Source organism: Dyella sp. (assembly GCF_036746095.1).
In the GTDB taxonomy this organism is placed as follows: Bacteria; Pseudomonadota; Gammaproteobacteria; order Xanthomonadales; family Rhodanobacteraceae; genus Dyella_B.
This window is the reverse complement of record NZ_DAIOEU010000024.1, coordinates 23,396-37,670: the sequence shown is the minus strand read 5'-3', so window position 1 is coordinate 37,670 and position 14,275 is coordinate 23,396. Positions and strand designations below refer to the sequence as shown.

The window sequence follows — 14,275 nt, the reverse complement described above, 5'->3', positions numbered from 1 at the left end:
CATGGACAAGTCATACATCCTGGCGATCGACCAGGGCACCACCAGTTCACGCGCGATCCTGTTCGATCGCACCGGCGGCATCGTCGGCATGGCGCAGCGCGAATTCGGGCAGATTTTTCCGCAGCCGGGCTGGGTGGAACACAATCCGCGCGAAATCATGACCAGCGTGCTCACCACCGTCACCGAGGTGATGAACAACGCGCAAGTCGATCCGCGTTCGGTGGTCGGCATCGGCATCACCAACCAGCGCGAAACCGCGGTGGTGTGGGACAAGGCCACCGGCCAGCCGATCTACAACGCCATCGTGTGGCAATCGCGCCAGACGCGCGGGATCTGCGATCAACTGATCGCTGCCGGCCATAACGACATGGTGCGCGCCAAGACGGGCTTGCTGATCGATGCGTATTTCTCCGGCACCAAGGTGAAGTGGATACTCGACCGCGTCGACGGCGCGCGCGAACGCGCCAAGCGTGGCGAACTGCTGTTTGGCACCATCGATACCTGGCTGATCTGGAACCTCACCGGCGGCAAGGTTCACGTCACCGATTACACCAATGCCTCGCGCACACTGATGTACAACATCCACGAGCGCCACTGGGATGACGATTTGCTGGCCATGCTCGACGTGCCGCGCGCCATGCTGCCGGAAGTGCGTTCGTGCAGCGAAATCTACGGCAAGACGCTCGGCCAGCATTTCCTCGGCCAGGAAGTACCGATCGCCGGCGTGGCCGGTGATCAGCAAGCCGCATTGTTCGGCCAGGCGTGTTTCGAGCCCGGCATGGCGAAAAATACCTATGGCACCGGTTGCTTCATGCTGATGAATACCGGCGACAAAGCCGTGGCTTCCAACAACGGCCTGCTCACCACTATCGCCTGGGGCGTGGACGGCAAAGTGGAATACGCGCTGGAAGGCGCGATCTTCGTGGCCGGCTCGGTCATCCAATGGCTGCGCGATGGCCTGCGCATGCTCGGCCGCGCCGGCGACTCGGAGGAATACGCCGAGCGCGCCAAGACCAACGAAGGCGTGTACATGGTGCCGGCGTTCGTTGGGCTCGGTGCACCGTATTGGCGCAGCGACGTACGCGGCGCAGTGTTCGGTCTGTCGCGCGGAACCACCAAGGAACACTTCGTTCGCGCCGCCGTGGAGTCGATGGCATACCAAACACGCGACGTGCTTGCCGCGATGGAAAGCGATGCAGGCATCAAGCTGAAAGAATTGCGCGCGGATGGTGGCGCCATCGCCAACGGATTCCTCGGGCAATTCCAAAGCGACATTCTCAACGTGCCGGTACTGCGGCCCAGAGTGGCCGAAACAACGGCGCTTGGCGCGGCGTATCTCGCTGGCCTGGCGACCGGCTTCTGGCCCAGCCGCGAAGATATTGCGCGCCACTGGGCGATTGACCGCCGTTTCGAACCGGCGATGCCCGAGGCGCAACGCGAATCACTCTACGCGGGCTGGAAGCAGGCCGTGGAGGCGACGATGGCTTTCAAGATCTGACGTGGTTCGATAAGAGAAAGGCTTCCCATGCCCGGTGGTACCACGGCCAGCCACGGCGCCACAGTTGGTGCTGCGGTGGCCAGGTTCTGAATCGCGGACATGGGATCAGGGGGCGGGCGTGTATCATGGCGGGCCATGGGCCTATGCCCGATGGCGCCTGCGGGCGCTGGCTAGGCATCCAGGGAACGCCCTAAGCTCATGGGCACGGTTTGGAAAGCCCCTATCCTGATTCAGTTTTTCGAGGTCATTACATGGCACGCGGTATCAACAAAGTCATCCTGGTCGGTAATCTTGGTGCAGACCCCGAAGTGCGCTACACCGCTGGCGGCACCGCCATCGCCAGCCTCAGCGTGGCCACTTCCGAGCAGTGGACCGACAAGCAGAGCGGCCAGAAGCAGGAACGCACCGAATGGCATCGCGTGAAGTTGTTCGGGCGCCTCGCCGAGATCGCCGGCGAATACCTCAAGAAGGGTCGTCAGGTGTACGTCGAAGGTTCGCTGCGCACCGACAAATACACCGACAAGCAAGGCGTGGAACGCTATTCCACCGACATCATCGCCAGCGAGTTGCAGATGCTTGGCGGCATGGGTGGCGGTGAAGGTGGCGGCACGGGTGGCGGCGGCTATCGCGAACGCTCGCAAGGCGGTGGCGGTGGCGGTGGCGGCCAGCGCCAGCAGGGCCGCGATGACTACGGCAGTGCACCGCAGCGCCAGTCGGCACCGCCGCCGGAGATGGGTGGCGGCAACCAGTTCGACGATGACGATATTCCGTTCTGAAGCGCGCATCTCGAAGCCGGTATATAAGCTAAAGAAAAGGCCCCATCTGCAGGGCCTTTTCTTTTTAGCCCTTCAGCCTTGTTGCCGGACAAACGTTGCTGCGTCGCGCTGAAGGCAAAATCGAAAGACACATCCCAAAGGCATTGTGAATCATGGGCCGCTCGCAGAACTTCCGATGACGGTCACCACGGACGCATCAGGCCCACGCCAGGCAGGCGCCCCTTCATGCGTCAGTCGATGAGCGGCGTCACTCCAAGTCAGTTTGGTAAGCGAATAGTTGCCACGCTCGTAGCGGTAGGTCTTCCCGTCGTCCTGGAAGAGAGCGAAGTGGCCATCCGCTCCCGGGTACACCTTTACGGAGACGATTTTCTGCGTTTGCCCGGCGCTCCCGTCGTCCGGTCCCAACGGCACGATGCTGCCTGCCTTTACAAACAGCGGCAGTGTATCGATGGGCGCTTCCACGTCGATGGTCTGTCCGCCGTGCAGTCGCTGATTGGTCCAGTAGTTGTACCAGTCGCAACCTGCCGGCAGATAGACGGTGCGATGGGTGGCGCCTTGCTCCGTCACCGGCGCCACCAGGAACGCCGACCCGTACATGTATTCGTCGGGGATATCCGCCACCTTCGGATCGGACGGGAAATCCATGAACAGCGCGCGCATGTACGGCGCGCCGGTCTGGTAGCTGCGATAGGCAACGGAATACGTGTAGGGCAGCAGCTGATAGCGAAGCTTCAGGTATTTCGCCAGGATCGGTTCGGCTTGCTTGCCGTACGACCAAATTTCATTGTGATTCCTTTCGCCGTGCGCGCGCATGATCGGTTGAAAGACGCCCCATTCGAACCACCGTACGAAGAGTTCCGGGTAATCCTCATAGTTGCCAATGGTGCCGCGCACGTCGGATCCGTCGACCAAAGGCTTATGTGCCGCATGGTAATCGGCGGGAATCACCGGCGAAAAGAAACCGGCGATATCGGTATCCCAATACGGCAACCCTGTTGCCGTGAAATTCAAACCGGCGGGAATCGAGCGCTTGAGCATGTCCCAGGTCGATACGATGTCGCTCGACCAGAACACGGTGCCGTTGCGTTGTGCACCCAGATACGCCGCGCGCGCCAGGATAAAGACCCTGCGGCTATCGCCGAAATCGCGCCGGAATCCTTCGTATACGGAAGCCGTGTGGAACAGTGGGTACACGTTATAGAAGCGCGTGCCGGAGCCGATCCAGAACACATCCTTCGCCGGATCGACGTCCGGTTCGGTTTCATCCAGCCATAGATAATCGAAGCCGTACGGCTTGATGTAGCGGTCGCGGATTTTTTCCCAGAACCATTTTGCCGCTGCCGGATTGGTGGTGTCGATATTCGGCCCGATGACGGCCTTGTACCACCCCGAGTCCGGCTTGCCATCCGGTGTATGGACCAGCCAGCCTTTGCTCGCCAGCATGTCGTAGAACAGCGTTCCTTTCGAGAAATGCGGCCATACGCTCAGCAGCGTGTCGACGCCCATCGCATGCAGTTGGCGATTCATCGCGGCAGGATCCGGCCAGCGCGCCGGGTCCAGATCGAGATTGCCTTGCTCGGTCATGTTGAGAAAATCCACTACCATCACGCCCAGCGGCAGATGCTTCTTCTTGTACTCGTTGGCAACCGCCAACACCTGTGCCTGGGTCGGATAGATCGCCTTGCTCTGGATATAGCCATAGACCGTCCTGGGCAGCATGTGCGTCGCGCCCGTGAGCAGACGGTAACCGGTGTAAATCTCGTCCGTGTTGTCTCCCGCAATAATGAAATAGGAGATGCGGTCGCCTACCTCCGATGACCACACGTTCTGGCCATTGAAACCGAGGTCGATGGTCGTTTTCGATGGATTGTCCCAGACCAGGCCGTAGCCGAGACTCGATACCATGAAAGGAACGCAGACGTTTTCGCCGCCCACGGCGCCGTAGTCGTGCCAGCAGCGAATCTCGTGATCGCGTAGATCCATCCACCCTTTCTGCTGTTGCCCGAGCCCGTAGTAATGCTCGTTTGCCGGCGAATCGAACGTGGCTGCGACGCGGTAACCCGTGGCACCCGCATCCGCATGCGCAACGTCGGGTCGCTCCGGTGCCATCGTCCACGTACGCATATGCAGTAGCGTCTTGCCGTCGGCCGTGGTGACCTGCAATGCGTCGTCGTGGGGGCCTTCCTTATGGGGTCCCCCAAAGTATTTTTCACGCAGCTGGTTGTTGAGCACATCCAGCGGCATGCGCTGCGGCACCTGATCTTTCGCGAGTTCCGCCGGGCCTACGCGAACGATCATTTTCGCCGAGCGGAATATCTCCTCGCCCGTTACATCGCGCGTATACGACCAGCCTTGCTCCGATGGCTTCGCTACAAACCCGTATCCAGGCGCAGCGGTGGCGGCTGTGCGGTCGATACTTATCGTTACCCGCAAGATGTTCGGGGCATAAGGTTCCAGTGAAATGGTTCTGCCATGCCGTTGCAGCACCAGCGGGGCATTCTGGGCTATTGCCGCGCTGCTCAACGAGACCGCCAGCAGTAGCGCGGCAAGTCCGGAAGCCATCAGCCTGCGCATGCCGCGAAACCGCGTACCGGTTATCCGGTCGGAACCGTTCCGAACATTCACCATACGCGCGATCTGCATTTTTTCTCTCCCCGATGTGGCAGGCGTCTGTTGCCGAGCCAAATGACCGCATCGAAGATTGCATAAAAGCCGCTCAGGCAAAAAGTGAAAGACGGCCGCACTTTGTGCTTTAGCAATAGCGTTTGATAGAAAACATAACGCCCGCCTATTCGCCAAGAGATGCCTGTATGTCCCGTCATCCCAGCGAAAGCTTGGATCCCGCGACTTTCAAAGCGCCAAGGGCACTGGATCCCAGCTTTTGCTCACTGCTGTCCGGCAAGGAATTTGCGTAGCCTCATGTACGTCTGCGGTAACCCATACGGCCGTCATTCCCGCGAAAGCGGGAATCCATTTCAGGATGCACCAGAGCAAAATGGATTCCCGCTTTCGCGGGAATGACGGCCTTACGGGGATTTTTGAGTCTTGCCCTCGATAGAAAAGCACTAAATTGCGTCATATCCACATCTTGCTGCGGCTTTGCAAAACCCGCGCCGGACACCAGTGAGCTTTTGCTGGGCTGACGAATCAAATATTTAGTCCAGCGGACGCACCCAGATATTGCGAAAGCTGATGGGCGGGGATGGATCGCCATGCGCCTGCAGCTTGATCGGCGCCGTATCGTAGGGCTTGTATTTCGGCTTGCCGATGTAGAACGTCTCACCGGTGAGCTCGGTATGGTTCTGCACGAGTACGCCGTTGTGGAATACCGTGACGAAGGCAGGTGATTTGAGTGTTCCATCCGTGGCGAACACCGGTGCTGTCCAGACGATGTCGTAGATTTGCCATTCGCCCGGTGGACGCATCGCGTTCACCAGTGGAGGCGTCTGCTTGTAAATGCTGGCGGCTTGTCCGTTGACGTAGGTCTTGTTGTTGAAGGAATCCAGCACCTGGAGTTCATATCCTTCGTCGCCCGGTCCGGTCGATGCCAGGAACACGCCGCTGTTGCCACGCTTCTGGCCTTCGCCGGTGATGTTGGTGGGAACTTTCCATTCCAGATGCAGCTGGTAGTTCTTGAACTTCTGCCTGGTCTGGATGTTGCCGCTGGGCTTGTCGACCGTGACCACGCCGTCGTGGACTTTCCAGCGTGCAGGCGAATGATCCTTGGCGCTTTCCCATTGGCTGAGATCGTGTCCGTCGAACAGCACTATGGCATCCGAAGGCGGGGCGCTGTCCTGCTTGCCGGGGGTGATGATCTTCGGCACCGGCTGCCATTGCTCGGTGGCTTCGGGCGTCTGCGCGGCAGGGGTGGTCTGCGCCAAAGCCAGCGACGGGGCCATGGCCGCGAGCAAGACGGGAATAAGCGCGATTCGCTGTTTCATGAATAACCTCGTGAAAAGAATCAAACCGTGCATATCTTGAACGCCTCGGCGAACGAGGCGAATGGATCAGGCCGCGTCGGCATGAATTCGTGCGCGATGTAGCCTTGGAAATTCAGATCCGCAATCGCCTTGGCAATGGCGTGATAGTTGAGTTCCTGCGTGCCGTTAATCTCGTGCCGGCCCGGCACGCCGCCGGTATGGAAATGGCCGATCCACTGCATGTTGTCGCGGATGGTGCGGATCACATCGCCTTCCATGATCTGCATGTGATAGATGTCGTAGAGCAGTTTGACGTTGGGTGAGTTGATGCCTTTCATCACCGCCACGCCAAACGCAGTGTGGTCGCCTTGATAGCCGTGATGGTCGACTTTGCTGTTTAGCAGTTCCACACACAGCGTGATGCCGTTTTCGGCCGCAAGCGGGGCGATTTTCGAAAGGCCCGCGACACAGTTGTCGATCGCCTGGTTGTCGTCGATGCCGGGCTTTCGATTGCCGAACATCGTGATCACGTTCGTCACGCCAGCCTGTTTGGCGAGCGGGATGGTCGTCTCCAGCTCTTTCAGCAACGTGGCGTGATTGGCCGGGTCGTTGAAGCCCATGGTGATGAAATCATCGCGGCGTGCGGGATAGCCCATGGACACCTTCAAGCCGCTGTCGTTGACCACCGCCCATTCGTCGGCATACAGCAAATCGACAGCGACGAAGCCGATGGCCTTGAGGCGCTTACACAGTTCCGGTAGCGGCGCGTTGGAGGTCCAGCGGCTCAGCGATTGCTTGAGCCGGCCGTGAGCAGCCTTCTCGGTGGCGGCGAAGGCGCGTTCGGCGGGCGCCAGTGCTGCCGTGGCGCCGAATGCCGTTGCCGTGGCGATCAGGCCAAGTGCCTCGCGGCGGGTCATGCCTTGCGAATCGTCGGACATGGTTATTCAAGCCCCAGCAGTTGGCGATTGAAAGTGCGGTCGGCGCCGGTCGCGGCGAAATCGTCGAACGCGCGATCGGTAACCTTGATGATGTGCTCGCGGATAAAGGCTGCGCCTTCCTTGGCGCCTTGCTGGGGATCTTTCAGGCAGCACTCCCATTCGAGCACCGCCCAACCAGGATAGTCGTACTGCGCAAATTTGCTGAAGACGGCGCGGAAATCGATCTGCCCATCGCCGAGCGAGCGGAAACGTCCGGGGCGATCGATCCAGTTCTGGTAGCCGCCATACACGCCGGCGCGCCCGTTCGGACGGAACTCGGCATCTTTCACGTGAAACGCGCGGATGCGCTCGTGATAGATGTCGATGAACTCAAGATAGTCCAGCTGTTGCAACACCATGTGGCTGGGGTCGTACAGGATGTTGGCGCGCGGATGATGGTCGACGGCATCGAGGAAGCGCTCGAAGGTCACGCCATCGTGCAGGTCTTCGCCCGGATGCAATTCGTAGCAAACGTCCACACCCGCGTCGTCAAACGCATCCAGGATCGGGCGCCAGCGTTTGCCCAGTTCGGCAAAGGCTTCGTCGATCAAGCCGGCCGGGCGTTGCGGCCAGGGATAAAACAAATGCCATGCCAGTGCGCCGGAGAATGTCGCGTGCGCAGACAAACCGAAATGTTGGCTCGCCTTGGCCGCGAGCTTGAGCTGTTCCACCGCCCAGGCCTGGCGCGCTTGCACGTTGCCGCGCAGTGCAGGGGGCGCGAAGCCATCGAACAGGCGGTCGTAAGCCGGATGCGAGGCCACCAGTTGGCCTTGCAGATGCGTAGACAATTCGGTGACGGCGAGTCCGTGTTCGGCCAGCATGCCAGCGATGTCGTCGCAATAGGTTTTGCTGGCGGCGGCTTCTTCCAAATCGAACAGGCGCTTGTCGTTGGAGGGAATCTGCACGCCGACGAAACCCAGCGATGCCGCCCAGCGGGCAATGTCAGGGAGCGTGTTGAATGGCGGAGCGTTGCCGGCGTACTGGGCGAGGAAGATGCCTGGGCCCTTGAGGGTTTTCATGCGTGGTTACCCGCTATGTGCGATGGGCTCATGGATGAATGATGTTTGCTGGAGCGGAAAGCCGCTCCCTCCCCCGCGGCAGCAGGGGAGGGTCGAGGAGGGGTTGGTTGTGCTTTAGCGTGCAATCTCAATGCTTGCCGCAAGAGGCTTCCCTGCCCAACGTCATTCCGGCGAAGGCCGGAATCTATCGTGACTACAACCATGGATTCCGGCCTTCGCCGGAATGACGTTCCGCTTTGACCAGTCACTGCGAGCCTCATATCGTCAACTGCGTCTCAACCGCCCACGCCCTGCCATTACCCGCTTGCGACAGCGGAATATCGGCATGGTACGCACCCGGCACCGCAACGTATTGCAGCACCTGCGTGCATCCCGGCTGAGACATGAAGTAGCCCAGCATCGTCAGCTTCTTGGTCGTCATCACGAACGCAGCGGCCGAGACCGGATCAATCTCTTTGCTCTGGGCGAGTGCTTCCTGATGCAACTCGGTCACCAGCGCCTTGCGCTGCGCGGCATCCAGCTGCAAAAAAGCCTTGCCGCTTTTTTCTTCAAAGGCGGCGAGAGCGCGCGTGTAGTTCTGCTGTTCTTCCTTGGTGTAGACGTCCCGGAACATCAGGTCGATAAAACGCGGCACGCCTGCATCGACCGCGCCCGGCGTATCGGAACGCGGAATGATGATGTCGACCACGGCGGACATCAGGTCGCTTTGCGGCTTGCTGAAGAACGGCATGCCCGCATCGCCGTTCTGCGCAGCGGCGTGCGCATCGACCACAGCCAGCAGCGACGGTGCGGCCACGGCGCCGGCGGCCAGCATGGACATGCATTTCAACCATTCGCGACGGTTCATGGTTCTTCTTCTCCTCAGATATTGCCGCGCTTGAGTTCGTCCACCGCATGGCTGGCTGCGCGTGCGGTCAGCGCCATATAGGTGAGCGACGGGTTCTGGCAGGCGGATGACGCCATGCAGGAGCCATCCGTGATGAACACGTTCTTGCACGCATGCATCTGGTTGTGGGCGTTGAGCACGGAGGTCTTCGGATCGCGGCCCATGCGTGCGGTGCCCATTTCGTGGATGCCGGCGCCGACGTTGGCGGGAATCTCGAACGAATGCACGTCGCGATAACCGGCGGCGCTGAGCATTTCCATGGCGTCGCTGATGATCTCCTTCTTCATCATGATTTCGTTTTCCTGGTGCGCGGCATCGAAGTTGAGCAGCGGCAGGCCGTACTTGTCCTTGCGGTGGCGGTCCAGCGTGACGTAGTTGCGATGCGAGGGCAGCATTTCGCCGAAGCCCATCATCGATACCATCCAGGGGCCAGGTGTTTCGGCGGCGCGTTTCAGCTCGTCACCGATCGCCGGCGTGTCCACCAACCGTGTCCAGTCATCGCGGCTGGCCCCACCTTGGTAGCCGAAGCCGCGCAGGTATTTGCGCTTGTCCTTGCCGACGTTGCGGTAGCGCGGAATGTAGAAGCCGTTGGGCCGGCGGCCGCTGTAGTAGCGGTCCTCGTAGCCCTCAGCCAGTGCGCGCGCACCGTTGCCGAAGATGTGATCCATGATGTTGTGGCCCACCTCGCCACTGTCGTTGCCGAAACCATTGGGAAAGCGGCTGGAAGTGGAATTGAGCAGGATCTGCGCCGTACCGAAGGTAGAAGCGCAAAGGAATATCACGCGTGCGAAGTAGTCGGTCGGGTGGCCGGTCTCGGCATCCAGTACGCGCACGCCGGTCGCCTTGCCCTTGGTGTTGTCATAGATCAGCTCGTGCACCACCGCATTGGGCACCAGCGTCATGTTGCCGGTCTTCTCCGCCGCGGGCAGGGTAGAGGAATTGCTGCTGAAGTAGGCGCCGAAAGGACAGCCGCGCATGCACAGGTTGCGGTACTGGCACGGCGCGCGCTGCGGGCTTTTGTCGTGCCTGAGCGGTGCGGACAGGTTGGCGGTGCGCCCGATGATGAGCTTGCGGCCGAACTTGTCGGACAGCTTGTCGCGGAAATCCTTCTCCACGCAGGTGAGTTCCATCGGCGGCAGGAATTGCCCGTCCGGCAATTGCGGCAGGTGTTCGATCGACCCGCTTACGCCGATGAATTCCTCGACGTAGTCGTACCACGGCGCCAGGTCGGCGTAGCGGATCGGCCAGTCGACACCGATGCCTTCCTTTCCATTCGCTTCGAAATCCATTTCGCTGAAGCGATAGCTTTGCCGCCCCCACATCAGCGAACGGCCGCCGACGTGATAGCCGCGGAACCAGTCGAACGGCTTGGTTTCTTCATACGGGTTGTCGATGTCATCGACGAACCAGTGCTTGGTCGATTGCTTGATGCCGTAGAACGACGGACGCGTGTGGATCGGATGGCGTGCAATGTCCTCGCGCGTGGGCTCGTCGGCGTAAGGCAGCTCCCACGGCGCTTTCATCGCGGTGGGATAGTCGCCGTGCTTGACCATGGGGCCGCGCTCCAGCACCAGGGTCTTGAGGCCCTTCTCGGTCAGTTCCTTGGCAGCCCAGCCGCCGCTGACGCCGGTGCCGACGACGATCGCGTCATAGGTGTTGTTGTCCATGTGCTTCCCTTTCTCGCTCGGAGCTGCGCCGGTCAGCGCAGCGGACGGAGGTAGTCGTAGTCGACGCGCGCGGCATCGAGCTGGCTCATGCGGGTATATGGACCTTCCTGCTCGACGAAGCAGTGCTTCAATCCGGCCTGGTTTGCCGCGGCGAGTATCGGCTTGTAGTCGAGCGTGCCGCGTCCGAGTTCGGCGCCGGGATGTTCGTTGGCGGGGTGGGTGGGCAGGAAGTCCTTGGCGTGCATCAGCGGAATGCGGCCGGGATTGGCCTTGAAGATATCGACCGGCTTCTTGCCGCCGACGTGCACCCAGCCGCAATCGAGTTCGAACTTCACCAGGTCGTGATCGGTTTCCTTCAGCAGCACGTCGTAGAACGTCTGGCCCTGGCCGACGTGGGTAAATTCGCGATAGTGATTGTGGTAGGCGTACTGCAATCCTGCTTTCTTGGCTTTTTCGCCGATCTGGTTGGCGAATGCCGCGGTGCGCTTGGCCTCATCGAGGGAATAGGTAGGTTCGCCTTTGCTCTTGCCATCCATCTTCTGCATGAAGGCCGGCAGCATGCTGCTGACGAAATATTGCGTGCCCAGCACGTGCGCGGCTTCGAGTCCGGGCTCGATGCCGAGGCTGTCGAAATGCAGGCTGGGGCAGGCGAGGCCGGCTTCCTTCAATTGATCGCGCAGCGATTGCGCCGTGCTGGTCACGATCGCTTCGATCTCGCTGTAGCCGATCGACTTGAGCGTCTTGAGCGTGCCCATCGGATCGCTCTGGTACGCCTGCAGCACCATGTAGAGCTGGATGCCGAGCGGCCTGCCTTGCGTTCCGGCAGCCAGGAGCTTGCCGGAGGTGCTGCCGGCAAGCCACGCGGCAGTACCGCAAAGTAGGGAGTTGGATAGGAACTGCCGGCGAGTCATCGTCATAGGGGTTTCTCTTGGGCGGTGGGGATGCAACGTCAGTTGGCGACCGTGGCCGCATTGCCGACGCTGCTCTTGCGGTCCTTGAACATCAGCACGAACAGCACCAGCACGAACGCAGCGCAGGTGCCTGCCATCAACCAGATCGGGCGCCAGTCATGCCCGTTCGCCGTGGCGTGGGCATCGACCACCACCCCGGAAACCCAGGAGCCGACGAACATCCCTACGCCATAGGTGAGGAAGGTGATCAGGCCCTGCGTTGCAGCGCGCAGGGCGGGTGGCGCTTCGCGGTCGATGTAGATCTGGCCGACCACGAAGAAAAAGTCGAAGCAGATGCCATGCAGCACGATGCCGATCCATAGCATCCACATCAGGTCGCCGGGCGCGCCGAAGGCAAACATCGCATAGCGCAGCACCCAGGCCAGCATGCCGACGGCGAGCATGTATTTCACGCCGAGGTGGCGGAAGAACCAGGGGATAAGCAGCATGCAGAACAGTTCCGACATCTGCCCGCCGGTCATTTTTCCGGCCGCGTTGACCACGCCGATTTCGTTGAGAAAGAGGTTGGTGAATGCGTAATAGAACTGCAGCGGAATGCAGATCAGGAACGAGGCGAGCGCGAACACCGCCATCGAGCGGCCGCGTAGCAACCGGAGTGATTCGACGGGAAATGCGTGGCGCAGTTCGAAGCGCTGGTGGCGCGCCAGTGGCGGCGTTGCCGGCAGGGTGAGGCAATAGCAGGCCATCACCAGCGACAGCGCGGCGGCCAGATACAGCGGCGATGCCGTGGCTTCCACGCCCCATGCGCCGACGATCAAACCCACCACGATCCAGCCGATGGTGCCGAATACGCGGATGGCGCCGAATTCCTCGCCGGGATCGTCGATGTGCCGCATGGCGAGTGATGTGGTCAAGGCCAGCGTCGGCATGTAGCAGAGGCTGTAGACAAGCAGGACCGCATACAGCACCGGGAATGCACTCTGCCTGGCGGCGAAGGCGAGCAACACGGTACCGATGATGTGCAGCACCGCCAGTACGCGGCGCGTATCGAACAGGCGATCAGCCAGCAGGCCGACGAACAGCGGCGAGATGATCGCGCCGATCGCGGTGGTGCCGGCCACCGCGCCGATCTCCTGCCCACTGAAATGCAGTGTCTTGCCGAGCCACGTGCCAACGGTGACGTACCACGCGCCCCAGATCGCGTATTCGAACAGCATCATCAAGCGCAGGCGCCATTTCATCCACGTTTCCCCTTTTTCGATGATGTTGTTTCGCGAGGTGCTTCGACGTTCTGCCATACACCGCCAGCGGCGTTGCTGCGCAGCATGGCGTCGATCACCAGGCTGTTGCGGTAGCCATCGGCAAAGCTCGGCAATGCCGACGGTTTGCCATCCGGCTTGCCGCCTTTGCGAATCCACGTATACGCATCGGCGATCAGGTTGCGGAAGGCATCGGCCCATGCTTCAGGATGCCCGGCCGGCAGATGTGCATAAGGCCGTGCGGACGTATCCAGCAGAGCGGGATCTCGGCTGAGCAGTGTGTTGGCCTGCGCGTGATGGCCGATCCACAGTTCGTTGGGCTGTTCCTGTCGCCACGCGAGTGAAGCAAGCCGGCCATTGATTTCCAGGCGCAGATCGTTCTTGTGGCCGGGCAACACCTGTCCGACCAGCAGGCTGCCGCGTGCGCCGTTGTCGAAACGCAACAGCACGCTGGCCAGATCCTCGCTGGTGATGGCGACCTTGCGTCGCTGCGTGGATTTGGTCTGGTTGGCGAAGGCCTTGGCGGAAGTGGCTGGCGCCTGGCGCACCGGCACGGCCGTATGCAGATCCGCCAGCACCGCGGTGATTCGCGCCCCTGTCACGTGCTCGGCCAGGTCGCACCAATGCGAGCCGATATCGCCGAGCGCGGAACTGGCGCCGCCCAGTTTCGGATCGAGGCGCCAGGTATAGGTGCGCTCGTCGGTCAGCCAGTCTTGCAGATAGCAGCCATGCACCAGCACCGGCGCGCCGAGCTTGCCCTTGGCGACCATGGCGCGCGCCTGCTGCACCAGTGCATGCCCGCGATAGTTGAAGGTGACGACGTTGGCGACACCGGCGTTGCGTGCGGCGTCGAACAACTCGCGGCTTTCCTGCACGCTGCTGGCGAGCGGCTTGTCGGAAATCACGTGTTTGCCGGCGCGCAGCGCCGCGAGCGAAATTTCCTTGTGCAGATGATTGGGCGTGGTGTTGTGCACCACGTGTACGGCGGGGTCGGCCAGCAACGCCTGGTAGTTGGCATAAGCGCGCGCAACACCCAGGTCGCGTGCGCGTTGCTTGGCGGAGTCGAGACTGGAACCTGCGATCCCGATGATCTCCACGTCGCCCAGGCGGCGCACGGCGTCGATGTGATGCGCGGCAATGAACCCGGGGCCGACGAGGCCCATGCCGAGTTTCTTCATCGGGCCGTCTCCCAGTGCTCCGTACTCAAGGGCAACTTCAACACGTGGTCATTCCAGCGAAAGCTGGAATCCAGTGCCTTTGAGGCGAAAAGTCGCTGGATCCCAGCTTTCGCCGGGATGACAGGTGGTGAGTCCAAGCCGGAAAGGCGGAAGCGAAGTACAGGCGCGGCATTCGACGCGCACG

The 14,275-nt window shown here is 61.1% G+C and carries 11 protein-coding genes; 2 read left to right on the top strand and 9 right to left on the bottom strand.

Annotated elements, in window-relative coordinates:
• The first annotated feature begins 1 nt into the window (after position 1).
• Positions 2-1,498, top strand: coding sequence for a glycerol kinase GlpK (gene glpK, locus V7M64_RS11650; protein ID WP_333679314.1), 1,497 nt, complete (start codon positions 2-4; stop codon positions 1,496-1,498).
• 251 nt (positions 1,499-1,749) lie between these two features.
• Positions 1,750-2,274, top strand: a complete 525-nt coding sequence (gene ssb / locus V7M64_RS11645) for a single-stranded DNA-binding protein (RefSeq protein WP_333679313.1) — start codon at positions 1,750-1,752, stop codon at positions 2,272-2,274.
• 150 nt (positions 2,275-2,424) lie between these two features.
• Here the strand turns inward: ssb and V7M64_RS11640 are convergent, their stop codons facing one another.
• The 9 genes from V7M64_RS11640 to V7M64_RS11600 all read right to left on the bottom strand — a co-directional run bounded on the left by V7M64_RS11640 (position 2,425) and on the right by V7M64_RS11600 (position 14,091).
• Complete coding sequence (locus tag V7M64_RS11640) at positions 2,425-4,917, bottom strand: TIM-barrel domain-containing protein (RefSeq protein ID WP_333679312.1); 2,493 nt, start codon at positions 4,915-4,917, stop codon at positions 2,425-2,427.
• Positions 4,918-5,429: 512 nt separating this feature from the next.
• Positions 5,430-6,215: a DUF1080 domain-containing protein gene (locus tag V7M64_RS11635; RefSeq protein WP_333679311.1), complete on the bottom strand. Its 786-nt coding sequence runs from the start codon at positions 6,213-6,215 to the stop codon at positions 5,430-5,432.
• Between the two features lie 20 nt (positions 6,216-6,235).
• Positions 6,236-7,132: a TIM barrel protein gene (locus V7M64_RS11630; protein ID WP_333679310.1), complete on the bottom strand. Its 897-nt coding sequence runs from the start codon at positions 7,130-7,132 to the stop codon at positions 6,236-6,238.
• Between the two features lie 2 nt (positions 7,133-7,134).
• Positions 7,135-8,190, bottom strand: a complete 1,056-nt coding sequence (locus tag V7M64_RS11625; RefSeq protein ID WP_333679309.1) for a sugar phosphate isomerase/epimerase — start codon at positions 8,188-8,190, stop codon at positions 7,135-7,137.
• Positions 8,191-8,446: 256 nt separating this feature from the next.
• Positions 8,447-9,037 (bottom strand): gluconate 2-dehydrogenase subunit 3 family protein, encoded by a 591-nt coding sequence (locus V7M64_RS11620; protein WP_333679308.1) that lies wholly within the window; start codon positions 9,035-9,037, stop codon positions 8,447-8,449.
• A gap of 14 nt (positions 9,038-9,051) precedes the next feature.
• On the bottom strand, positions 9,052-10,743 hold the full coding sequence (locus V7M64_RS11615; RefSeq protein ID WP_333679307.1) for a GMC family oxidoreductase: 1,692 nt from the start codon (positions 10,741-10,743) through the stop codon (positions 9,052-9,054).
• 32 nt (positions 10,744-10,775) lie between these two features.
• Entirely contained in the window at positions 10,776-11,660 is an 885-nt protein-coding gene (locus tag V7M64_RS11610) for a sugar phosphate isomerase/epimerase (protein ID WP_333679306.1), read from the bottom strand.
• A 32-nt stretch (positions 11,661-11,692) separates the two neighbouring features.
• Positions 11,693-12,895, bottom strand: a complete 1,203-nt coding sequence (locus tag V7M64_RS11605) for a nucleoside permease (protein WP_333679305.1) — start codon at positions 12,893-12,895, stop codon at positions 11,693-11,695.
• On the bottom strand, positions 12,892-14,091 hold the full coding sequence (locus V7M64_RS11600) for a Gfo/Idh/MocA family oxidoreductase (protein WP_333679304.1): 1,200 nt from the start codon (positions 14,089-14,091) through the stop codon (positions 12,892-12,894). Before V7M64_RS11600 ends, V7M64_RS11605 begins: the two co-directional genes overlap by 4 nt.
• Positions 14,092-14,275: the final 184 nt, after the last annotated feature.

Coding starts and splice junctions, on each gene's coding strand:
- glpK (WP_333679314.1), top strand. CDS start 2: ATGGACAAGTCATACATCCTGGCGATCGACCAGGGCACCACCAGTTCA.
- ssb (WP_333679313.1), top strand. CDS start 1,750: ATGGCACGCGGTATCAACAAAGTCATCCTGGTCGGTAATCTTGGTGCA.
- V7M64_RS11640 (WP_333679312.1), bottom strand. CDS start 4,917: ATGCAGATCGCGCGTATGGTGAATGTTCGGAACGGTTCCGACCGGATA.
- V7M64_RS11635 (WP_333679311.1), bottom strand. CDS start 6,215: ATGAAACAGCGAATCGCGCTTATTCCCGTCTTGCTCGCGGCCATGGCC.
- V7M64_RS11630 (WP_333679310.1), bottom strand. CDS start 7,132: ATGTCCGACGATTCGCAAGGCATGACCCGCCGCGAGGCACTTGGCCTG.
- V7M64_RS11625 (WP_333679309.1), bottom strand. CDS start 8,190: ATGAAAACCCTCAAGGGCCCAGGCATCTTCCTCGCCCAGTACGCCGGC.
- V7M64_RS11620 (WP_333679308.1), bottom strand. CDS start 9,037: ATGAACCGTCGCGAATGGTTGAAATGCATGTCCATGCTGGCCGCCGGC.
- V7M64_RS11615 (WP_333679307.1), bottom strand. CDS start 10,743: ATGGACAACAACACCTATGACGCGATCGTCGTCGGCACCGGCGTCAGC.
- V7M64_RS11610 (WP_333679306.1), bottom strand. CDS start 11,660: ATGACGATGACTCGCCGGCAGTTCCTATCCAACTCCCTACTTTGCGGT.
- V7M64_RS11605 (WP_333679305.1), bottom strand. CDS start 12,895: ATGAAATGGCGCCTGCGCTTGATGATGCTGTTCGAATACGCGATCTGG.
- V7M64_RS11600 (WP_333679304.1), bottom strand. CDS start 14,091: ATGAAGAAACTCGGCATGGGCCTCGTCGGCCCCGGGTTCATTGCCGCG.